Source organism: Acidovorax sp. 99, from assembly GCF_003096455.1.
Classification (GTDB): Bacteria; Pseudomonadota; Gammaproteobacteria; order Burkholderiales; family Burkholderiaceae_C; genus Acidovorax; species Acidovorax delafieldii.
This window is the reverse complement of sequence record NZ_QEKU01000001.1, coordinates 2665791-2688467: the sequence shown is the minus strand read 5'-3', so window position 1 is coordinate 2688467 and position 22677 is coordinate 2665791. Positions and strand designations below refer to the sequence as shown.

General features: G+C 59.8%; 17 protein-coding genes. 15 read left to right on the top strand and 2 right to left on the bottom strand.

The features are described from left to right. Window positions 1–58: 58 nt before the first annotated feature. Together tssI and C8C95_RS12585 are read right to left on the bottom strand one after the other, a co-directional pair. Entirely contained in the window at window positions 59–2359 is a 2301-nt protein-coding gene (gene tssI / locus C8C95_RS12590) for a type VI secretion system tip protein TssI/VgrG (RefSeq protein WP_116748808.1), read from the bottom strand. A 150-nt stretch (window positions 2360–2509) separates the two neighbouring features. Then, complete coding sequence (locus C8C95_RS12585; protein WP_056059598.1) at window positions 2510–2992, bottom strand: type VI secretion system tube protein Hcp; 483 nt, start codon at window positions 2990–2992, stop codon at window positions 2510–2512. A gap of 767 nt (window positions 2993–3759) precedes the next feature. Between C8C95_RS12585 and C8C95_RS12580 the strand changes: the two genes are divergently transcribed. The 15 genes from C8C95_RS12580 (at window position 3760) to tssE (ending at window position 22677) form a co-directional block, all read left to right on the top strand. After that, complete coding sequence (locus C8C95_RS12580; RefSeq protein ID WP_116748807.1) at window positions 3760–5727, top strand: serine/threonine-protein kinase; 1968 nt, start codon at window positions 3760–3762, stop codon at window positions 5725–5727. A gap of 100 nt (window positions 5728–5827) precedes the next feature. Next, window positions 5828–6580, top strand: coding sequence for a PEGA domain-containing protein (locus C8C95_RS12575; protein ID WP_165836539.1), 753 nt, complete (start codon window positions 5828–5830; stop codon window positions 6578–6580). Between the two features lie 4 nt (window positions 6581–6584). Next, window positions 6585–7061 (top strand): TssQ family T6SS-associated lipoprotein, encoded by a 477-nt coding sequence (locus C8C95_RS12570; RefSeq protein WP_133246228.1) that lies wholly within the window; start codon window positions 6585–6587, stop codon window positions 7059–7061. Window positions 7062–7094: 33 nt separating this feature from the next. Beyond that, window positions 7095–9197: a type VI secretion system-associated FHA domain protein TagH gene (tagH, locus tag C8C95_RS12565; RefSeq protein WP_116748805.1), complete on the top strand. Its 2103-nt coding sequence runs from the start codon at window positions 7095–7097 to the stop codon at window positions 9195–9197. Further along, window positions 9194–9982 carry a PP2C family serine/threonine-protein phosphatase gene (locus C8C95_RS12560; RefSeq protein WP_116748804.1) on the top strand — a complete coding sequence of 263 codons (789 nt, stop codon included), beginning with the start codon at window positions 9194–9196 and terminating at the stop codon, window positions 9980–9982. Before tagH ends, C8C95_RS12560 begins: the two co-directional genes overlap by 4 nt. Window positions 9983–10020: 38 nt before the next feature. Beyond that, a complete protein-coding gene (tssJ, locus tag C8C95_RS12555; protein WP_233250246.1) occupies window positions 10021–10599 on the top strand; it encodes a type VI secretion system lipoprotein TssJ in 579 nt (192 codons plus the stop codon). A 4-nt stretch (window positions 10600–10603) separates the two neighbouring features. After that, window positions 10604–11938, top strand: coding sequence for a type VI secretion system baseplate subunit TssK (gene tssK, locus C8C95_RS12550; protein WP_116748803.1), 1335 nt, complete (start codon window positions 10604–10606; stop codon window positions 11936–11938). Window positions 11939–11947: 9 nt separating this feature from the next. Further along, window positions 11948–13291: a DotU family type VI secretion system protein gene (locus tag C8C95_RS12545; RefSeq protein WP_207780601.1), complete on the top strand. Its 1344-nt coding sequence runs from the start codon at window positions 11948–11950 to the stop codon at window positions 13289–13291. After that, window positions 13288–16932 carry a type VI secretion system membrane subunit TssM gene (gene tssM / locus C8C95_RS12540; RefSeq protein ID WP_243415690.1) on the top strand — a complete coding sequence of 1215 codons (3645 nt, stop codon included), beginning with the start codon at window positions 13288–13290 and terminating at the stop codon, window positions 16930–16932. Before C8C95_RS12545 ends, tssM begins: the two co-directional genes overlap by 4 nt. Beyond that, window positions 16914–17654, top strand: a complete 741-nt coding sequence (gene tagF / locus C8C95_RS12535; RefSeq protein ID WP_116748802.1) for a type VI secretion system-associated protein TagF — start codon at window positions 16914–16916, stop codon at window positions 17652–17654. Before tssM ends, tagF begins: the two co-directional genes overlap by 19 nt. A gap of 36 nt (window positions 17655–17690) precedes the next feature. Then, window positions 17691–18689, top strand: coding sequence for a type VI secretion system protein TssA (tssA, locus tag C8C95_RS12530; protein WP_116748801.1), 999 nt, complete (start codon window positions 17691–17693; stop codon window positions 18687–18689). 304 nt (window positions 18690–18993) lie between these two features. Then, window positions 18994–19542, top strand: a complete 549-nt coding sequence (tssB, locus tag C8C95_RS12525; RefSeq protein ID WP_116748800.1) for a type VI secretion system contractile sheath small subunit — start codon at window positions 18994–18996, stop codon at window positions 19540–19542. Between the two features lie 26 nt (window positions 19543–19568). Then, on the top strand, window positions 19569–21068 hold the full coding sequence (gene tssC / locus C8C95_RS12520) for a type VI secretion system contractile sheath large subunit (protein ID WP_056059618.1): 1500 nt from the start codon (window positions 19569–19571) through the stop codon (window positions 21066–21068). A 280-nt stretch (window positions 21069–21348) separates the two neighbouring features. Next, window positions 21349–22134 carry a type VI secretion system accessory protein TagJ gene (locus tag C8C95_RS12515; protein WP_116748799.1) on the top strand — a complete coding sequence of 262 codons (786 nt, stop codon included), beginning with the start codon at window positions 21349–21351 and terminating at the stop codon, window positions 22132–22134. Window positions 22135–22146: 12 nt separating this feature from the next. Beyond that, complete coding sequence (tssE, locus tag C8C95_RS12510) at window positions 22147–22677, top strand: type VI secretion system baseplate subunit TssE (RefSeq protein ID WP_116748798.1); 531 nt, start codon at window positions 22147–22149, stop codon at window positions 22675–22677.

The following is a 22677-nucleotide window of genomic DNA, read 5'->3' as shown; positions in this document are numbered from 1 at the left end:
CTGAAGCGCAGCAAGGCTGGCAGCGCCTGCACCGCCAAACTCCCCCCAAAGTTCCCACCTAGCAGTTCAGCTTGTCGAGCGGAGAAAGCACTTCGATCTGGCTGGGGGTGAGCCTGATGGTGCTGCTGCCGACAGTGAGCAGGATCTCGTCCTTGGCGTTGAGATGAATCTTCTTGGATTCCATGAAGATCTGGCTGGCGTCGATCTTGATGCAGCTGGGAGCGTCACCGCCACCACCATCACCGGAGCCGCCGCCTGCAGGAGCCACGATGTGATCCACCCCAGCACCTGCAGCTGCAGAGCTCCCCCCCCCTCCGCCGCTCCCCCCTACCTCCAGCACATAGTCCTTGCCCACCGTAGTCTTCTGGCTTTGGCCGACCTTGGTAGTCTGGGTCATGCCCACGATGGTGGACATCATCATCCCGATGTTCTGGCTGTAGGCAACACCGACATTCATGATGCGGACCAGCCCGACATTGAGCATGGACATGATGCCAATGGTGTGTTGTCTGGTGAGGCCGATCTTGACAGTCTCGTTTTTGCCCACCGTTTCTTTACGGTTGTCACCGATGCTGATTTTTTCGTCATGATCCACCCGCTCCGATCGGTTGCTGTGGATCGTGATGGTTTCGTCTCCATCCACTTCTTCCGTGCGCCAGCCGTGGATGGTGATCTTTTCGTTGCGGTCGACCGTCTCGGTGCGATCGCGGTGAATGGTGTTGGTCTCGTCCCGGTCAATGGTCTTCTCCCGGTCTCTCCCCACCCACTTTGTTTCGTCGTTTTCAACCTCGGTCAGCTGGTCCTTCTGAGCGTGTATCCACAGCTGCTCTTCGCCCGCCTTGTCCTCAAACCGGAGGGCATTGGCGTCGCCGGGGCCATTCTTCATACCAGCCCCCGCGGCTCCACCTTTGCTGGACCTGGTGAGGATGCCGCTCTGCGTAGCGTTGGCAGGGAGCGCCCAGGGCGGCATGTTGAGCGCGTTGTAGACGCAACCCGTGAGGATGGGGTAGTCAGGGTCGCCGTTGAGGTGATCAATGATGACTTCCATACCGACGCGGGGAATGAAAACCGCGCCGAACTGCGGTCCTGCCCAACTGGTCGAAACACGTACCCAGCAGCTAGAGTTTTCATCCATCGCGCCGATGCGATCCCAGTGGAACTGGACCTTCACACGCCCAAACTTGTCGGTCCAGATCTCCTCGCCAGGCGGTCCGACGACTACCGCCGTTTGCGGGCCGAGCGCCCGCGGCTTGGGTGTGTCACGTTTGGGACGAAACTCAATGCTGGTGGGCTGCGCCTGAATTTCAAACTGCTGAATGGAGCCCGCCTCGTGCGGATTCTTGGTTGCAGTCGCTCCACCCACCCGGCTGCTGCTGACCTCGGGATTCTCTTCAAAGTGGTAGTGCGTGCTGACGTTCAGGTATTGGCGGTTCTGGTCGTCGCGCGGATAGTTTTCCAGGTTGATGGTGTAACCCGTGGCAAGGTTGCGTTTGTTGCCACGGCCTAGCACCCGGCTGTGCTTTGCCAAGTGCTCCTGCAGACGAAGCTTGGCGTAAGTCTCGCCATCCGGGAACTCGGTATAGCCGCCCGGCCACTCATAAATTTCGTACTTGTCATGCTCATGCCCCGGTGGGTTTTGACGCATGTTTGAGAGGTCGGCACGCGGCTTTTTGAAATCGTAATCATCGTTGTAGTGCCGTCCCGGCTGCACCTCCTGGACAAGCTCCCAGGCGTAAAAATGTTCCTTGTCAGCGATGGCGGCCTTGCCAGGCGGATGAAAAGGCACGACATGGCCACCAGGCAACGGACTGTGCGAGCCTGTGATGTCGTCAGCCAGCACCAGGGTGTGACTCCCGGAACTGTGGGTGAAGTAAAAGTAGGCGCCTTCGTGCTCCAACAAGCGCGCCACGAAGTTGTAGTCGCTCTCACCGTATTGAGTGCAGTACTCCCAGTTTCGGTACGAGCGAGTAAGCTTTTTCTCAATGGGGAAGCCGTACTTCCCGAGTACTTCCATGATGATGTCCGGCACGGTCATGTGCTGGAAAATCTTGAAATCGGTTTTGCGCGTAGCTACCCAAAGCCAGGGCCGCAGGCGCATGCGATAGGAAGCCCAGCGATGATCCTGCCCCCGCATACCGAAGTGCGTGACGAGTCCGCTGAGATATCGCTTGCCCAACCCCTCCGTCTCCACCACCACCGACGCAGCGTTTCCTAGCAGCGCCTTTGGGTCAATGTTTTTACTCGGACTGACCAGATCGACTTCTAGCGAAAACAAATCGCTCAGCGCTTCAGTCCCTTCCAGCTTGCGAAATTGCAGTTGCTCGCCCAGAGGAGTTTGGATAGTGACGCGACGGGTCATGAGAGAAGGTGGAACGAACGTCTGAGTGACTGCAATCCGCCCAGGCAAGGTCACCGGTCAACGACGAAGGGTGGGCACAAAAAGGAGCCGCGCCCACGGACGCGGCTCCTGGTTGCGCGCGCAGGGTGAGCGCAACCGAAGGCCAGCCAATCAGGCTTCCTTGTTTTCCTTGATGCTGAAGCCCATCTGGCTGGTAGCGCCCTTGCCGCCTTGGTTGGTCTGTTCGGAGTACTCCGTCTTGATCTTGGCAGCCTGGAACGCGTAGTTCACAACCACGGTGTCGCCAGAACTGGTGCCGCTGACGGTCACGTTGGTCACCATCACGTCCGTCAGGGTGATCTTGCCGAATTCAATCTGCGTGCCACCCGCCTTGCACATCGAGATTTCCACCTGTCCCAAGTGCTTACCCGTGGCGCAATGCTTAAGCACAGCGGGATAGCACTTGTCGATGTTGGCAACGACATTCAGGTTCTGAAAGTCCGCCTTACCGGCACCGGCACCACCACCAGAGGCCATCGAGTGCGGCTGGGTCACACCCCAAGTAAACGACTCCACGTCCGTCCAATCCTTGTGCGCGGCGTCTTTCGATTCACCGCTAGCACCTTCCACCTTCATAAAAATCGCAACTGTCATTCGGGTACCTCTCCTTGGTTCAAAAATGCGTCGCAGGGCTGTTGCATCAACATCAACAGCACCCGCGCGCTCTCAATTTCCGCAGCGGCACTCTTGCACCCCCACAGAATTCATGACGGAAGGAGAGGTGCGAACCCTCACAGCCCGCATGCGAAACATGCGGAAACACTGCGCATGCATTGCCACTACGCTCATCTTGTAAACGTGTGTTTGTGTGTGCATAGGGCGCTTCGCTTGCTTGATTTCCCCTCCCTCGCAAGCTCATTGGCGGGCGGATGATACGGACGCCCAACAGCTAAAGGGGTATCAAGTCACAGCAATTCAGCGGCTCTCCGCAACATTGGAAACAGTGTGTTTCGGCGCCTCTGAACTAGTGGTTTTGTGACGTTTTTTGCAATTTGTCCACGTTAGACTCGCCCGCCACAAACGCACTGCAAGCAGCTTGCTGATGAACACTCGTCACCAAGATGAGGGTGACTGCGCAGGGCTTTGTGAATGCTGGACGCGAGAAGCCAGGCTCACAAACATGCCGGATCTGCGCCCTATTTCGATAACGATGGAAAGTGTTGAAAGCGTGGTCCAGATCTCCAAGGCGCAGCAGGCTGACGAAGTTCCGCGGTCACGATCGATGGCGCAATGGGGTGCGCTGCGAGGTGAAAGAGCATATTGCAGCCGCCGAGCGCAGCAGCTCCGATTGCAATGGCACTGAAGACCTGCGGACCGCTTAAAAAAGCCGATGAGGCGATGAATACACAGGGAGCCACGTGATGATTGAGACCGCAGGAGGTTCGGCAAACTGCCTCGCGCCGGGCGTCCATATCGGTGAATACCGGCTGTTGGACGTCATTGGAGAAGGTGGCTTTGGCATTGTGTATCGCGCCCGCGATGTGAGCCTTGACAGGGTTGTCGCCATCAAGGAATACATGCCCGCCACGTTGGCGGGGCGTAAATCATCCAACGAAATCCACGTCCGTTCGCAGCATCGCGGGGCATTCGATGCCGGGCTGCGAAGCTTCATCAACGAAGCCCGACTGCTGGCCAAGTTCTCGCATCCAGCTCTGGTACATGTGTACCGATTTTTCGAACTGAACGGTACGGCCTACATGGTCATGCGCCATTACGAAGGGCAGACGTTCCGAGCATTTTTGAATGCCCAACAAGAACGCATGAATCAACGCATGTTGGCCGCCATCGTAGGCCCCATCCTCGATGTCGTCGAGATGCTGCATGCAGCCGATTGCTACCACCGCGATATCGCTCCCGATAACGTATTCCTGCAAAACTCAGGCATGCCTGTACTGCTCGATTTTGGGGCCGCACGGCGAATCATCGGTGACATGACGCAGGCCCTGACGATGGTGTTGAAGCCAGGCTTCGCTCCCATTGAGCAGTACGTAGATGACGGCGCCATGCCGCAGGGAGCATGGACCGACATCTACCAAATTGGCGCAATGCTCTACCTAGCGATCACTGGGAAGCCGCCAGCCACATCGGTCGCCAGAATGATCAACGATCCGGTGGCAGCTTTATCGCCGGCTGACTACCCAGGATACTCATTCCAGTTTCTGCGTGGAGTGGGTCACGCATTGGCGGTGAAACCTCAGGAGCGACCACAGACGATTGCTGCACTCAAGGAGCTGCTCGGCATCACAACGTTCACCATGCCCATGCATGCGCCCTGGCACGATGTCGTACCAGGTGCGCAGGGGGTTACCTCTTCGCTCCCCCATCCGACGCTCGCAGCCTCGGACACCACGGGCCTGCATGAGTCGTTGCAACCCACTGGCGTAGTTACCGAGGCCAACGCATCATTGCCGTTAAACCATTCGGCAGAACCCGCTCAGCGCGAGCCCGTTACCGCGATGGCCACCCAGGCGAACCAGACACTTCCGCAAGCAGCAGTCGTCGCCAGCGACATCGACATACTGAAGTATGCCCCCCAGACATCGTCTGCTCCATCAACCAGCAACGCCACAGCAACACCCCAACTGCCCGCGAAGCCGGACGCTCGGGAACGCCAAGATGCGGAGATCAGCAGCGATCGGCGACACATGCGCACACGCGCTTTGACGCTGCGATGGACGACTGCGGCCCTCGCGCTTTTCGTAGCCACTGCGTTGGTTCTTTGGTTGACCAAGCACGACGTGGCCGCACACCAGTCCGCAGAAGAGATAGCACTGAATCTTGAAGACCAACATTGGAAAGAAGCACAAGCTGCGGGCTCTGTAGCGATGCTGGACTCGTACCTGAGCGCTTACCCGAAGGGCAAGCATCGCAGCGAAGCGATGGCCCTCATCAATCGTCTGGAATTTCAAGAACCGGTTGTCAGTCCGCCGCCAGCTGCCTTAGCGTCAGCCCCCACACAGGCTGTCGTTGCCGCGACCTCTGCGCCCTCAGCGTCAGAGCCACCTGCAACAACGGCCCCAAAGGCCGTGGCAGCAACGACGCCACCGCCTGCGCCCAAAGGAGATCCTGCCGTTGCAGATTCGGTAGTAGCAGCCAAGAATCCGCCAAAGACAGCGGGAGAAGTAGGGCGTGTTGTCCTGCGCGTAAGCCCATGGGGCCGGATCTCGGTGAACGGCAACTCTTTGGGAACCACGCCACCACTGACTTCCATCGAGCTTCCTGAAGGCTTGCATCGCATTGACGTGAGCAATCCGGCCGCAGCGCCAGTCACCAAGACAGTCCAGGTCAAAAAAGGCGAGCCGGTGGTGATCAGTCACCAGTTCGAATAATTCACGTCCACGAGCGCCTGCTGTCGATATGCCAATAAACGCTTTACTGCGATGGGGAGCTTGTTGCCTGTGCCTGGGTCTCAGCACTGCAATCGCCTCGGTGGATTGCAACGAACCAAGCACACCTGAAGCGGGGAACTCGGTTTCTTCGGCTGGACGCCAATATCTGGGACAGGGCATATCGCTCTACGAGACGCGAAAGCTGGAGCTGGCAGAAAAAGCACTACAGGCTTCACTGTTTGCAGGTCTGACAGATGGGCACGAGCGATCTACTGCCCATAAATACCTTGCGTTCATTTATTGCACCAATCGGGAATGGGCCCGGTGCGACACCGCATTCAACGCAGCTTTCGACGCGCGCCCTTCGTTCACGCTCGAAGCGTACGAGCTGCAGAACACGCCGTGGCGGGATGCCTATACGAAGGCATACAGCCAGCGCGGCGCAAAGTGCGGCCGGTCCTTGGCAAGTTTCAGCAACAGTCAAGGATCTTCCCCAGGGAATGGCAACGCTCTTACCTTTTCGCTCAACAGCACTGTGATCACAGCCATCACGCCGCTGTTGGCCGTTGCAGGCTATCCCACACCATCGTTCGACCCGACGTCCCCAATGGCACTGGGTTCGCGGAGGCCCATCCGCTCCGAGAACAACATTCAGCTGCGCGTTTCACCGTGGGCCCATGTGACTCTCAATGGAAAGCGAGTGGGCGTGACTCCTCCGCTCACAGAACTCAAGCTCCCCCCAGGCTCACACAACATTGAATTCAGCAACCCCGGCTTCGATACCGTGCGCAAAACGCTCAAGGTCGAGCCAGATCAACCGATCACGATCACCCATGACTTTGACGCGAAATAAATCCATGCGAAACCGTTACTGGAGCGCCTTGATCGTCGCCTGCGCCAGCCTTCTCCTGGCCGCTTGCGAAACAACGCCAAAGCCCCCCGAGCCGCAGGTGGAAGCACCGCCACCACCGCCACCAGCTCCCGAGCCCGTCGCACCGGTGGATCCGCGCGCGCAGAAAGAGGCACAGCTGACCGAAGCATTGAACGCGTACGCAGAAGGGCAGTTCGATGAAGCCATCGTCAAGCTCACACCTCTTGCCGACGCCCCCGAGCTACCGCTGACATTGCAAATCAAGGCCCGCAAGTTCATGGCCTTCAGCCACTGCGCCGCAGGGCGGCCGCGCCCCTGCCGACAGCAGTTCGAACTCGCCCTCGAGCAGGACCCCACGTTCCAACTCACCGAGGCAGAAAAGGGCCACCCGGTCTGGGGCCGTGAATTCATCAATGCCCGCAATGCTGCGCGTTCCAAGCGCAACACCCGCAAGACATCTTGACGCTCCACCAGACAACGCACGCGCAAATACGCAATGGACAAGATAGAACTGGTGGTCACACACGAAGCGGGTAGCCCGGTCTGCCGCTATTGGTCCGCTATCTTTGGGATGGCAGGCGGGACCGTGGGTCGTGCAGGGCAAAACAAGCTGGTATTGCCCGATGACGACGCGATGGTCGCGCGCGTGCATGCCATGGTCCGCCTTGACTCCGACCGAGCCTATATCGCCAATCTGTGCGAACGCCGCTCAGTGCGCGTAAACGGGCTGGAGGTGCTGTCCGGGCAAGAGGTACCGCTTGTACCCGGCACAAGCATAGGCATTGGTCCATATCAACTGCGCGCAGTCATTCCAGGGCAACACCAGGATGCGCAGGCTACCCAGGCGAAGGTCTCCCGCGCGTTCACAGAAGGCATCTCGGAGGCCACATCGGCAGCCGGCAGTGACACACAGCCGGGTACATCCACACCGAGCGCCAATGCCGCAACCTCGGCGATCGGGCTCGCCTCCCTGCCCAACCCCTGGGCAGACATACCAGACATCGTCGGAGGAGATGCACACCTGTCAGGCCTCTTGCTCTCGTCCCTGCCCGAAGCACCATCGCAGCACGATGCGGAGGCAAGCCCCTTCGCAATGCTTGGACGGGTCGAGGCCCGCTCTGCGGCAGCGCTCGTCCCAGAACGGTCCGCCAACGGACCAGGGCCCGCCGCGGCACTGACAGTGGCGCAATCGGCCTCTGCCGCCCCTGTTACGGACGGGCTGCATGCAGAAATTCCGACGGAACACGCCCCACCCCACCCGTTCGATATTTCTGCCGCTACAGCCAGGCCCACACAGGCACCGCCGACAGCGCATAGAGCGATGGTCATTCCCGACGACTTCAACCCATTCGCAGCTGATCCCAGGGAGCAAGCCCTCCATCGTGACTCCTGGAGCGGGAATCTTGCCGCCAAGAGCTTGGCTGAAGTGGTTCAACTCAAGAACGATGGCCTGCTCCAGGCCTTGCCCAAAACGGGGCATTTCGCGGGCGAAATGGACAATGCTGCGCATACCGGGCTGCCCAAGCAGTTGGATCCAGCCATCGAACTTAACCCGCTGAAGCTCTTTCGTGAGCCCGGGGAGTCGATGTATGTGGAGCCAGAAGACCATGGCATGTCCCGCGGCTCGGATTTGGCCCAGGTGTTCAACATGCCCCGCGATGCCCAACGGCGCCATGCGACAGCGCTGCCAGATACGGTCACCCATGGGATCGCCGCCACCAACCGCCTCAACGTCGAGGCAACTCCGGTGGCTGCGCTGCCCGTTGAGTCTGTTGTAGAGGCAGGACTTCACGCTATGCAAGGGCTGGACTTGGCTCTGTTCGACGGCGGAGACGCTGCGCAGGCACTGCGGGAGGAGGACTTGCTGAAGATCGCAGATATCCAGCCGCCGCAGCCACGGGAGAACGCGATCCCCACGCACGCCACGCAGCCCGCGTCACCCCCCGCGCCGACACCGACCGCCGCTGACGCCCACGTAACGGCGCAGACAACGGTAGCTTCATCGGATGCACTCGCCGCTGCCTTTCTCCAAGGCGCGGGGATAGAGCAAGGCAAAGCACACGTCACCATCACGCCGGATTTCATGCGCGCTTTCGGCGAAGCACTGCGGGTAGCGGTACAGGGCTCTATCGACCTCCTCTCCGCGCGCTCGGAAATCAAACGTGAATTCCGAGCGGACGTCACGATCATTGCCTCCGGGGCCAATAACCCCCTCAAGTTCCTGCCGACGGCAGACGGTGTGATGCTGCAGCTCATTGGACAGACGTTTCCGGGATTCATGAAGCCGGTACCCGCAATGAAGGAAGCGTACAAAGACCTGGCGGTGCACCAGATCGCATTGATGGCCGGCATACGAGCCGCCTACTCAGAAGCCGTGGCAAGCCTCAGCCCAGAAGAGCTAGAGAAGAACGCTACGGTAGCGTCCAGCCTGCTAAACAAAATATCCAGCGTGCATCGCAAAGCCGCCTTGTGGGACGACTTCCAGCAGCGATATGACTCGGTGCGTCGCCATGCAGAAGACGACCTAATGGCGTTCTCCGGGAAAACCTTTGTGAACGCATACGAAGCCGCCGCACAGTCTGCCGAGGAGCATTCGTGATCGCACATATCGCTGGAGAGTCGCACCGCCTGCGGCTGTCGGTGTCGGCCATCACCGACAAAGGCGGCCGTGCCTCCAACGAAGACTACCTGGGCATGATAGATCTGGGATCGAGAGGCTTTTGCTGCACCCTGGCGGATGGAGCTGGAGGCCATGGCAACGGTGCGCTGGCGGCGCGCCTGACGGTGGACGCCGTACTGGGAGGTTACCGCGAGAACCCTATGTTTGCGCCAGCCAGCCTGGCATCGCTCATCTTTCGCGCCGAACATACAGTATCTGAAGAACAGCCCACCTCCGTTTCGCGGATGCACATGAGCGCCACCGTGGTCCTGCTGTGCATAGATCCGGTCACCGGCCGCGCGCTGTGGGCGCATTGGGGCGACTCGCGCCTTTACTGGTTCCGGGAAGGCCGGGTTCACCGCATGACCGAAGACCACAGCGTTGTGCAGCAGCTTTTGCACGCTGGCTTGTATGCCAACGGCGATCCCAGGTCGCTGCCCAATCGCAGTGTCCTGGCCGGTGCAGTGGGTGCCGAGTCGCAGGTACCACCCACCGTGCTGCCTGAATCCATGGAGCTGACAGAGGGTGACGCCTTTCTGCTGTGCTCCGACGGACTTTGGGAAAACCTCCACGAGTCCGCGATGGAACAAGCGCTGCAGGCCGCAGAGCGGCCCGACGTCTGGCTACAGGACATGGCGGAAGCCGTTCGCTCCAAAGACCGTCCCCATCAGGACAACCTCAGCGCGCTGGCCGTGTGGGTATCCGCAAACCAGACCGTCAACTGAACTGAATCGAACTGCCCACTGAACGGGAGGATGCCGCCATGCAGATGACCAAGAAAGCCGTATCAAGGCGAACGATCCTGAAGACCACCCACTGGCTGTCAATGGCAGCGCTGCCTCTGTCCGGATGCGGCGTGGTGAACACACTCAATCGCCCCAGCGAGGCGCCCACCGGGGTGCCGCCAGCCGTCATCGAGATCATCGCCGAGCGCAGCCTGAACCCTGACGTGGACGGCATGCCCAAGCCCGTACTGTTGCGCATCTACGAATTGCGCACTCCCGTCACCTTCGAACGCTCCAGCTTCTTCGACCTGTTGGACAAGGACGAAAGCCAGCTCGGCGGCGACTTCGTGCGGCGAGAAGAGATCCTGATTGCACCGGGTGAGCGCCGCGTCATCGAACGCAAAGGCAACCCCGACGTGCGTGCCTTCGGTTTCTTCGCCAGCTATCGCGACCTCGAGCGCAGCACCTGGCGTGCACATGTCGATGCCCCGAACTCGGTGGAAATGCGCCGCCGCTGGTGGGGCCTTGGAGAAACACAGCGGCTCAAACCCGTTCACTACCTGGTCACGGTCTCGCGCGACGCCGTACGGGTTCAACATCAAATCACTTCAAGGTAGAACCATGGTTTGGCAACGCAAGGTGGTGTGGGCGGAAGGGATGTTCCTGCGCCCTCAGCACTTTCAACAACAAGAGCGACACCTGGACTTTCTGATCCAAGGGCGCAGTCTTTCCGCCCAGCCTTTCTACTGGGGGTTTTCAGAGCTGACCCTGGACACCCAGATGCTTGCCCTCGGCAAGGTTGCACTGATCTCTGCGCAAGGTGTGCTACCTGACGGCACACCGTTCAGGATCCCGGATGTGGACGATGCCCCACCACCGTTTGATGTGGGGAAGAACACCAAAGACACGCTGATCCATCTGTCACTCCCGCTGCGGCGGCGTAGCGGCGCAGAAGTAACCCTTGCCGACGACGACGCAGGCATGACGCGTTACCAAGCGCAGGTGCTGGAAGTGGCAGACATTAACGACGTTGGCGCGCAGCCGGCGGAGGTGCAGTTGGGCATCGCCCGGTTCAGCCTGCGCACATCACACGATCTTTCCGACGGTTGGGTATCTCTGCCCGTGGCCCACGTGGTGGAACGCAAGGCGGATGGAGCAGCGTTGCTGGACAAAACCTTCATCCCGACTGTCGTCAACAACTCTGAAACCTCCGCACTATTCGCGTTTTGCCGAGAACTTCACGGCCTGTTGCGCCAGCGGGGCGTCGCGCTGGAGGAGCGGCTGATCCAGCCAGGGCGCGGCGGTGTCGGCGAGGTGGGTGACTTCCTGATGCTGCAATTCATCAACCGATGGGAGCCCGCGGTAGAACATTGGGTCAGGATTCGCAGCATTCACCCTGAGCGCCTCTTCGATGACCTCCTGAAAATGGCGGGCGAGCTGTCCACCTTCACCCGCGAGCAACGACGCCCCGCGCCACTGCCGGCTTATGACCACGACGACCTGCGCAGCTGCTTTCCGCCCTTGATGCTGGAACTGCGCCGCGGCCTTTCGTCGGTGCTTGAGCAAAACGCTATCCAGATCGAGCTGCAGGAGCGGCAATACGGCGTTCGTGTAGCCCTCATCCCGTCCACCGAGCTGCTGACCACCTGCGATTTCGTGTTGGCAGTACACGCCCAGACCACGGTGGAATTCCTGCGCACCCACTTTCCCACCCAGACGAAGCTGGGGCCTGTCGAGAAGATCCGGGACCTCGTCAACCTCCACCTGCCGGGCGTCACCCTGCGATCGCTGTCCGTGGCTCCACGCGAAATCCCCTATCACGCGGGGTACTCCTATTTTGAGGTTGACACCACACACGACCTGTGGCGCCAGCTCAACAGCTCAGGGGGCCTAGCCATGCATGTCTCGGGCGAGTTCCCGGAGCTGGAGTTGGAATTCTGGGCGATCCGCAGATAAGAACAACCCATGTCGATCCCAATCACGGACAACGTTTTCGCGTTCAGCGCCAGTGACCATACCGAGCATCGCGCACTCGGCACGCCTGAAATATCCATGCCTGGAGCAGGCGCCCAGAACATGTCACGCACCAACCTGCCCGATGTGGTCAGCGGTGGGAATCCACTGGTGGCATCCGCGAACGTACTGCTAAATCTCGTGCCGCAGATCCGGGCGATGGCCTCCAACGCGGACCCTGAAGGCTTCCAGCGCCTGCTACTTGCGAACATCCGCGAATTCGAGCGCAGCGCGGGCGTCGCAGGCGTTCCGATCGAGACTGTTATCGGGGCAAGGTACTGCCTGTGCACCGTGGTGGACGAGGCTGCGGCGCAAACGCCTTGGGGCGGATCCGGCGTTTGGCCCAAGTTCAGCCTTCTGGTTGCGTTGCACAACGAAACCTGGGGGGGCGAGAAGTTCTTCCAGCTGCTGGCCAAGCTGGTTCAGACACCGCACCAACACATCGACCTGATCGAGCTGATGTACTTCTGTCTCATGCTCGGTTTTGAAGGACGTTATCGCGTGATCGAGAACGGGCGAAGCCAGCTGGAAACGCTCAAGGCGCGGCTGTTGGCTCTGATCGAGAGTACACGTGGCGATCGCAGCGGCGCACTATCACTTCACTGGAAAGGCGAGGAACGCAAGGCGGCGCCTCCGTGGACCATGGTGCCGCTGTGGGTAGCTACAGCACTCGCGCTGCTGCTCGCGTTCGCCCTCTTCCTCTGGTTCAGCTACCGACTCGCAGCCCAGTCTGACGCGCTGTTCACCTCCATCAACGCTATCCGATTCCCCAGAGCCATCGCGGCCATGGCGAGCGTGGACAAGCCCAGGCTGCGCCAATTCCTCGAACCTGAAATCCGCGAAGGTCTGGTCGAGGTCATTGACCAGGCGGACCGCAGCACCATCATCCTGCGCGGCGACGGCTTGTTCGAACTGGGCTCCAACGTGGTCAAACCTCGCTATGTGCAGGTGGTTCAGCGCATTGCCACCGCCTTGAACGAAGTGCCCGGCAAGGTGGTCGTGAACGGCTACACCGACAACTCGCCCATTCGCACGGCCAGGTACCCATCCAACTGGCACCTCTCCCAAGACCGAGCTCGGTCCGTCTCTGACATGCTGCAGAGCACGGTTCGGGACAGTCAGCGCGTGCAGGCTGAAGGCCGCGGAGAAGCGGATCCTGTGGCGCCCAACACCACAAGCGAAGGCAAGGCGAGAAACCGACGCGTAGAAATCGTTCTGCTGGTCGCACCGCAGGTACGTGACAAGGAATTGCAGCTCAGCGGCAATGCCCCGCGGACTGAAAGCATCAAGAAATGAGCATGCTGAGACTTATGGCAGCGTTGCTGTTCAATCGTTTTACTCTGGCCTTCATCGGTCTGGTATTGCTGAGTCTGGTGATCTGGTTCATCGGCCCTTTGGTTTACATCAAGCCGTATCAGCCACTGGAAAGCGAAAACGTGCGCTGGGCCCTCATCGCCGCGCTATTCACCATCTGGGTGATCAAGCTACTCTTTCACTGGTGGCGTGCCAAACGCATGAACGACAAGCTCATGGGGCAGATCGCACGGATCACTGCTGGCCGTGATACCCCCCAAGAACTTGCACCTGGTCAAGAGGAGGTGACTGAACTGGAGGGGCGCTTCAAGGAGGCCGTAGAGGTTCTTTCCAAGACTCGCTTTGGCACTACCGAAAGCGGCCTGTTAGGCCGCTTCACCAAGCGCTACGTGTACCAGCTGCCCTGGTACCTGATCATCGGCTCTCCAGGATCGGGCAAGACCACGGCACTGGCCAACTCGGGGCTCGACTTTCCACTGGCCGAACAGTTCGGCAAGGGCTCAATCCGAGGCGTGGGCGGCACACGCAACTGCGACTGGTGGTTCACGGACCAGGCCGTGCTGCTGGATACCGCCGGCCGGTACACGACGCACGACAGCGATGTCGTGCAAGACAAAGCCGCCTGGTCGGGCTTTCTACAGCTTCTGAAGCGCTTTCGCGGTCGGCAGCCCATCAATGGCGTCATCGTGACGCTCAGCGTACAAGAGCTCTTGAGCAGTACCGAAGCGGAGCGCGCGCGCCTCGCCAAAACCATCGGTGCGCGGCTCGGGGAGTTGTGCGATGAACTGGCAATCAAGTTCCCGGTGTACGTACTGATCACCAAGGCCGACCTGCTGGCGGGCTTCAACGAGTTTTTCGGCCAGATGACGCGCGACGAGCGCGCCCAGGTGTGGGGCTTCACCCAGCAATACCGAGAGAATGTGCCGTCCAACGATGACCCTACGGCCCAGTTCACTGCAGAGTTCGACGCGCTGGTGGCACAAATCAATCGCCTGTTGCCCCATCGCCTGCTGGCGGAACCGGATCTTGCCCGGCGTGGACTGATCTACGGGCTGCCCCAGCAGTTTGTGGGCCTGCGCGAACTGGTGCACCAAACGTTGCAGGAGGCTTTTTCATCCTCGCGCTTCAAAGAGAAGCCCCTGTTCCGTGGCGTGTATTTCACCAGCGGTACGCAAGAGGGCATGCCCTTTGACCGTGTGCTGTCGGCACTCAAGCGGCGGTTCGCCATCGCCACCCCGCTGAAGCCTGGAACAGGGCAGCAAGGCAAGAGTTTTTTCATCGAAACCCTTTTCAAGGGGGTGATGTTCAACGAAGCGGGGTTGACAGGCCGCAACGCCAAGAAAGAGCGGCAGCTCCGACTGCTGCAGGCTGGCGGTCTCATCGGCTTGGCTCTGGCACTGAGTGGTGCTGCGCTGGCCTGGGGCATCAGTCACCAGAACAACCTTGGGTACCTGGAGGAAGTAAAGACCAGTGTGGGCACCTTGCGACAAGCGGTCGAAGAGGCCAAAACGGGCGACCCGGAAAATGTGGTGGCGCTATTACCGATGCTGGACCATGCGGAATCCCTCGCCGTCAGTGAGCGCTACACAGGCTCGCCACCGCTGAGTTGGCGTTGGGGCCTGCTGCAGGTCCCGAAAGTAGAGACAGCAGCAGACACCACCTACCTGCGCCTTCTGGAAGATGCGTGGCTGCCCGGTATCGTGCGGCAGTTGCGCCGCTCGTTGCAGCAAACCTCGACAAGCAACCCCGAGGCCAGCTACGAAGCGCTGAAGGCATATCTGATGATCCATGACTCCGATCGCTTCGACGCCCGAACGGTGAAGGCATGGATCCGGCACGAATGGGACGCCAGCCTGACGCCGCAACTGCTGCAGGCGGGCGTGGGCGATCGCCTATCTCACCATCTGGACCGGCTCATGGACGAACGCGTGGTGATATCGTCAACCCCGGTCGACACCGCACTGGTGGCGGAGGTACGCCAACGCCTGGCACAGATGTCCCCAGCGCAGCGGGCATATAGCCGCTTGAAGCAACTGCTGATCACGGGCAATAGCCTGCCAGCGGACTTCAGCGTCGTGCGGGCCAGCGGCCCCGAAGCACCCCAGGTGTTCAGCCGCCGCAGCGGCCGGCCACTGACGCAGGGAATATCCGGACTGTTCACCTATGACGGATACCACGGTGTGTTCCTGCACGAGCTGCCCAAGGTCACAACGCTGCTGTCCAAGGAAGAAGGCTGGGTGCTGGGGCAGGCGGACGGCAAGCGCAGCACCGCTCAGGAGGTATTGACCGGTCAGGTCGCCAACGAGGTGAAACGCCTGTACCTGATGGAGTACGCCAAGCTATGGGAGGACTATCTGGCCGACGTACGCCCCACCCGCATCGGATCACTGGACCAGGCAGGGGAGCAGGCTCGCCTGTATTCATCTGCCAATTCGAGCCTGGAACAGTTCATTCGCGCCGTCGCCAAGGAGACGACGCTTGCACGTCGCCCCGATGCAGATGCCGATAGCAGCGGCGCCAGCACCAGCAGCTGGCTGGGAGATAAGCTGAACCGCATTCGCGAGGAACAGCGGCAGCTGAGCAGGCTGACCGGTAAGCAGGTCAACGTGGGAGGCCTTACGCCCAGTGGAACGCTCGAAGCCGACATCGTGGACTTCCGCTTCCGCGAATACCGCCGGCTCGCGACCAGCAACGGGTCGGGCCCTTCGCCACTGACACAGAGCCTGCAGGTACTCAACGAGGCATCTGCCGTGATCGCATCGGCGCGACAGCAGGTGAAATCGGGTGGCACCATCCCGCCGACGCTGTCATCGACCCTTGAAAGGGTGCGTGCAGAAGCCAAGCGCCTCCCTCCGCCTCTCAACCTGATGTACACCGATCTGGCTGAAGCGACATCCACCCTGGTCGGACGGGACGTACGCAGCACCATTGGCGGTAATCTGAACGCGACCATCGGGGACTTCTGCCGCCGCGCCGTGCTGGGCAGATACCCCTTCACACGCAGCGCAGGACGCGACGTCACCGCTGATGATTTCGCCAAACTGTTCGCCATGGGTGGCGTCATGGACGATTTTTTCCGCAGCACGCTACAGCCCATGGTCGACATATCCGCTTCCACCTGGACCTTCAAGCAGGGTGTGGACGGAACGCCGGTCGGAGGATCTGCGTCGCTGGCATCCTTCCAGAAAGCGGCCACCATCCGCGATGTCTACTTTCGGGCAGGAGGCAAGGCACCCGGTATCCGTCTGGACATCAAGCCCATCGAGATGGACGCGGCCATCTCGCAGATGGTCTTGGACGTGGATGGAGACGTGCTTCGCTACCAGCACGGGCCGCAAATCCCTAAATCCATGAATTGGCCAGGCACGCGGGGCACAGGCCAGGTAAGGCTGCAGATCACGAGCACCAACGGTGAAAACTCGGGATTGGTCACGGAAGGTCCATGGGCGCTACATCGGCTATTTGACCGCGCACAGCTCCTTCCGGGCAATGCGCCGGAGAAGTTCTCCGCGATCTTCAACGTAGATGGGCGCCGGGTACGGTTTGAAGTCACCACCAGCAGTGTGTTCAATCCATTCCGCCTCAAGGCGATGGAAGAGTTCGAATGCCCAAGCAACCTTTGAGCAACGACCTCCGCAGCATGCTGGCGCCTTCTTCTGTCGCCTGGTTCGGCAAATTGCCAAGCCTGGGTGACTTCGTGGGCAGGCGTATGCCGCATGCCCTCAGTAGCGAGTGGGATGCGTGGATGCGAGAGGGGATGGAACAACTGCGCCGGGCAGACGGCGCAGGCTGGTCGGATACCTTCGTGAACGCCCCGTTGTGGTTCTTCATCGCCTCTTTGAGCACACAGGGCTCACCGGTAATCGGCGCACTCGCGCCCAGCGTGGACCGTGTCGGGCGCTATTACCCACTCACCGTGATGGCAACGGCGCCGCATGCGGGCTGCCCATTTGCAGACGACCTGCAGGTCAAGGCATTCCTCGCGGGAGCGCGCTCTGCCATTGTGGAGGCACGACGCCGCGCGCTTTCTGTGGATGACTTGGATCGACGTGTCAGCCTGTTGCCCAACCCCTTCGGCACCACACTGCCTGGCGAGCGCGAGCCATCTCTCATCCAAGACATCCTGTCGGACCTCCACGAGGCTTCACAAGCTCACCAAGCAACAGCAAGCGATCTCGCTGAAAACATCACGCTGCCTGCAGGCGAATGGAGAGCGCACACGGCTCTCTTTGGCGAGCAAAGCCTGTGGTGGATATCTCCCACCCATCGCCTGGAATCGCAGGAACTGGTGCATCACGGCAAGGCCGACCGCTGGCTCTTCGCCCAGTTGTTCTCCAAACATTGACGGAACCCGCCTTCCCTGGATCAAGGCCCCTTCACCATGAAAAACATCGACGAACTCCTGAACGAAGCTCCCTCCGCGCCTCCGTGTGGCCCCGAGATGACCTATGCGGCGGAATTTCTGGCATTGGAGCAATTGGCCCGCGGAAAGGTCGAGCAGCAGTACGGCGACACTATCATTCCCGCCGAAGATCCCGACTGGCAATCTGTGGAAAGCAATGCCTTGCAACTGCTAGTGCAGAGCAAGGACATGCGAATCGCCGGACTGCTGTGCAGATCCTGGACAAACACCGAAGGGCTCATCGGTCTGGCCCGCGGATTGGAGTTAATGGGAGCTCTCCTGGCAAAGTACTGGGACGACATTCACCCGCTGCCTGAAGACGGCGACTATTTCATGCGCATGAACGCCGTTGCCATGCTCAACGACGTGACCGGGCTGCTGCACGAGTTGAGGCAAACGGAGTTCCTCGCCTCCAATTTTGGTCACTTCACAGTACGCGACGCAGAAGTGCTGGCGCGCGGACAGCGTGCGGAATCCAATGCGCAGCTCACCATGGACCAACTGCGGCTGGGCATGGCTCACGCCGTGGAACAAGGGCACGCCCTGCTTGTCGCGGTCCCCGGAGCGAAAGAGGCGCTCGAACAGCTAGTGCGGTTGTGCGACGACAAGCTGCCCCACCACCAGCGGCCCGACATGGGCAACATTCAATCATTGGTAGCGCTGCTCCACAGCCTTCTGCCCAAGTCAGAACAAGCCGCTGCCGTTTCCAAAGGACCAGGCGACGGACCAGATGTAGTTGTCACCGCCGTGCCAGCCGTCGGCCAGGAGATCAAGACCCGGGAGGATGCGATCAGACAGTTGGTCAAGATCGCCGAGTTCCTCGAATCCACCGAGCCCACCAACCCCGCCTCGCTCCTGATTCGCCGATCCGCAAAACTGATGGGCATGAGCTTCATCGACCTCCTTCGCGAGCTCGCACCACAAAGCCTTCAGCAGATCGAGTTAATCACAGGAGTCCAGCCTGAACAGACCTCTTGAACTACGAACTGTAACAGTCGCTATGCAGGCAGATCGGATACTGAAATACAGAAACAGTAGCCCCGTTCAACGCATACAGGCTCCACGAAATTGTGGACTTTCCCACCTACCAGTGGAGATTCTTCGAAGCATGCGCGTCATGGTCTCCCCAAGGGCTGTGTGCGACAAAAAGACCGTCCAGGAACGACTCGTTTCAGCCACGACAAACCGTAGCGAATTCACACAACTTTGTAAGCATTTGAACCGGCAACCACGAGGTCTCGGCCAAAGGTTGATCGAACCAGACAACTTGAGAGAGGTAAACATGTCAATCACCAAAGTGGGAAAAAGCGGGCAGAAGTTCATCGCACGAAACCGGGCGCCACGCGTGCAAATTGAGTACGACGTGGAAATCTATGGGTCGGAGAAAAAGGTGCACATTCCCTTTGTCATGGGCGTGATGGCCGACCTGTCCGGAAAGCCTCTTGAAAACTTACCGGAAATCGCCGATCGCAAATTCCTGGACATCGACATCGACAACTTCGATGCCCGCATGAAATCCATCAAGCCTCGCGCTTCCTTCCTGGTGCCCAACACACTCACTGGTGAAGGCTATTTGAGCGTGGATCTGACGTTTGAAAGCATGGATGACTTCTCGCCTGCCGCGGTGGCCCGCAACATCGGCCCACTCAACACACTGCTGGAGGCTCGCACCCAACTCCATAACCTGCTTTCGTACATGGACGGTAAGCAGGGAGCAGAAGAGCTGATCCGCAAGGTACTCCAGGACCCTGCACTGCTCAAGTCACTGGCTGCGAGTGCCAAGCCCGCCGCAGAAGCCGCTGAGATGCCAGCTCAAAACGACGCCGCCTGAGACATCCCTGCCAACGGAGATCACCCATGAGTGCAGTAGTAGCCACCACAGAATCAACCACCGCCCAGTCGCTAGAGGGCCACGACTTTGCGGCCTTGCTGAACAAAGAATTCAAACCCAAAACCGACCAAGCACGCGACGCAGTAGAAGCTGCCGTACAGACGCTTGCACAGCAGGCGCTCGCATCGGTAGCCACCATCTCCAACGATGCGTACCAGACCGTGCAAGCCATCATTGCAGAGATCGACCGAAAGTTGTCCGAACAAGTCAACCTCGTGATTCACCATGCGGAGTTCCAGAAGCTTGAAGGCGCCTGGCGCGGCCTACAGCATCTGGTGACCAACACCGAGGTGGACGAGATGCTCAAGATCCGCGTGATGAACATCTCCAAAAAGGAGCTTCATCGCAACATGCGACGCTACAAGGGCGTGGGCTGGGATCAGAGCCCCATCTTCAAGAAGGTTTACGAGGAGGAGTACGGCCAGTTCGGCGGAGAGCCCTTTGGATGTCTGGTGGGCGACTACCACTTCGACCACAGCCCGCCGGATGTCGAACTGCTGGGGGAAATGGCCAAGGTGGCGGCTGCAGCCCACTGCCCCTTTATCTCCGGCGCATCTCCCGCGCTGATGCAGATGGACTCATGGCAGGAACTGGCCAACCCTCGCGACCTGACCAAGATATTCACCAACACCGAGTACGCCGCTTGGCGCAGCCTCCGCGAGTCCGATGACTCCAAGTACATCGGCCTCGCCATGCCACGCTTCCTGGCCCGACTTCCCTACGGCGCCAAGACCAATCCGGTGGATGAGTTCGACTTTGAAGAAGAAACTGCCAGCGGCAACCACAGCAAGTACTGCTGGGCGAATTCGGCGTATGCCATGGCGGTAAACATCAACCGCTCTTTCAAATACTACGGCTGGTGCACATCCATCCGCGGCGTGGAATCCGGCGGCGCAGTGGAGAACCTGCCCGCACACACATTTCCCACAGACGATGGTGGCGTGGACATGAAGTGCCCCACCGAAATCGCAATCAGCGACCGCCGGGAGGCGGAGCTTGCCAAGAACGGCTTCATGCCGTTGGTCCACCGCAAGAACTCGGACGTTGCAGCCTTCATTGGCGCGCAGTCGCTGAACAAACCCGCCGAATACTACGACGCCGACGCTACGGCGAACGCCAACCTCTCGGCACGGCTGCCTTACATGTTCGCGTGCTGCCGCTTCGCGCACTACCTCAAGTGCATCGTGCGCGACAAGATCGGCTCGTTCAAGGAGCGCAGCGACATGGAGCGCTGGCTTAACGACTGGATCATGAACTACGTCGATGGGGATCCTTCCAACTCTTCCCAGGAGACCAAGGCACGAAAGCCCCTGGCCGCAGCTGAGGTTGAGGTGAATGAAGTGGAAGGCAATCCGGGGTACTACACCTCCAAGTTCTTCCTGCGCCCTCACTACCAGCTGGAAGGGCTAACGGTATCGCTGCGACTTGTGTCCAAACTGCCTTCTGTCAAAGAAGCAGGCAACTGACCGGCAGCGGTCCTGCCAGGAAGAAGGCACACGCTAACAAAAGCTAGCGTGAATCCATCGCGGTTTTCGCGACCCGGCGCCTCACCCAACTTCCGCTGATTGACCTGCCGTCGTTTGCAGGCAGGCAGGTACTTTTCACGAAGTTGAGTCCAAGCGCACCGCTACCCGGAAGGGCCGCAGTGCATGCCCCACCTTCGTCGGAGGACCGACATCGCAATCGGTCATCCGTCAAGGCGATTTAGCACGCCGGCACCCAAAATGATCAACATCAACTCTCAACGTGACTGCCATTCTCTTTGACTCCCAAAGCCCGTTGGACCTTCAACTCCATCGCGTCAAAGACGCGATCCGGGCTGAGCCCTCCAAGGCCTCGCTGCGCACTTTCTATTTCCAGTTGCTAGCGGTACTTGGCGACTGGGACAAGGCGCTGGCGCAGTTGCAGGTATGTGCGCAGCTGGATCCCAAGGCCATTCCGATGGCACATGCCTACCGGGAAGCCATGCGCTGCGAATTGCTGCGCACCGAGGTGTTTGAGGGGCGTCGCACGCCTTACATCCTGGGGGAACCGCCTGCATGGCTGAGTTACATGGTGGACGCCCTCAAAGCAGAGTCAGAAGGGATTCCCGATGCTGCGCTGCAATTGCGATCCCTGGCCCTGGACATGGCACCGGCTCGCTCCGGCAAGCTCAATGGCGAACCGTTCGAATGGCTGAGCGATTCCGACTCGAGGCTGGGACCAGTGCTGGAGTTTCACACCAACGGCTGCTACTACTGGGTTCCCTTCTCAGCGGTGCATAGCATCGCCATGGAAAAACCCGCAGACCTTCGAGACCTTGTGTGGCAACCCGCAGAGCTGGTGCTGGTCAACGACAGCACGCTAAAAGGCCTGGTACCCACGCGCTATCCGCTGCAGGCTCACGATGACGACGGCCTGAGGCTGGCACGACGCACGGAATGGGCAGAGATCGGGGACGAGCATGTGGCAGGCCGGGGGCAACGAATGTGGGTCTCTGACCAGGGAGACCACGCATTGCTCGATGTGCGCACTATTTCCTTCCTGGATTGACGTATTCCTGTCATGCAGTCCAGAAGACTGAGCGGTTTTGGAACCGAAAAGGATCGCCTGCAGCCGGCTCTGCTGGATCGCCTGACCGACCATGAGCCCACCCAACGGACGGAGCAGGCCGACGCTGTGTATGTCACCGAGTCGCGCCTGCGCGGCGCGCTACTGCGCGATCTTGGCTGGCTACTCAACGCAAGCAATGCCTCGGGACACATCGACTTTTTCGGACTTGCGCATGCTGAAAGATCCACACTGAACTATGGGATGAATCCCCTGGCGGGCAAGCTGCTTTCCGATTTGGACTGGAAAGACGTCGAAGCCAATGTGAGCCGCGCGATCCTGGCGTTTGAGCCCCGGGTCCTGCCTGACTCACTGACGGTGACTCTCCTGCCGTCGTTCGATTCACTCAACCACCACAACACTTTGCAATTCGAAATCCGATGCCAGTTCTGGTCCATGCCCTACCCTCTGGAGCTGCTGCTCAAGACGAGCCTGGACCTGGAAACCGGTCAAGTGGTGTTGTCGGACCTTAGAAGCTGCCCCTGA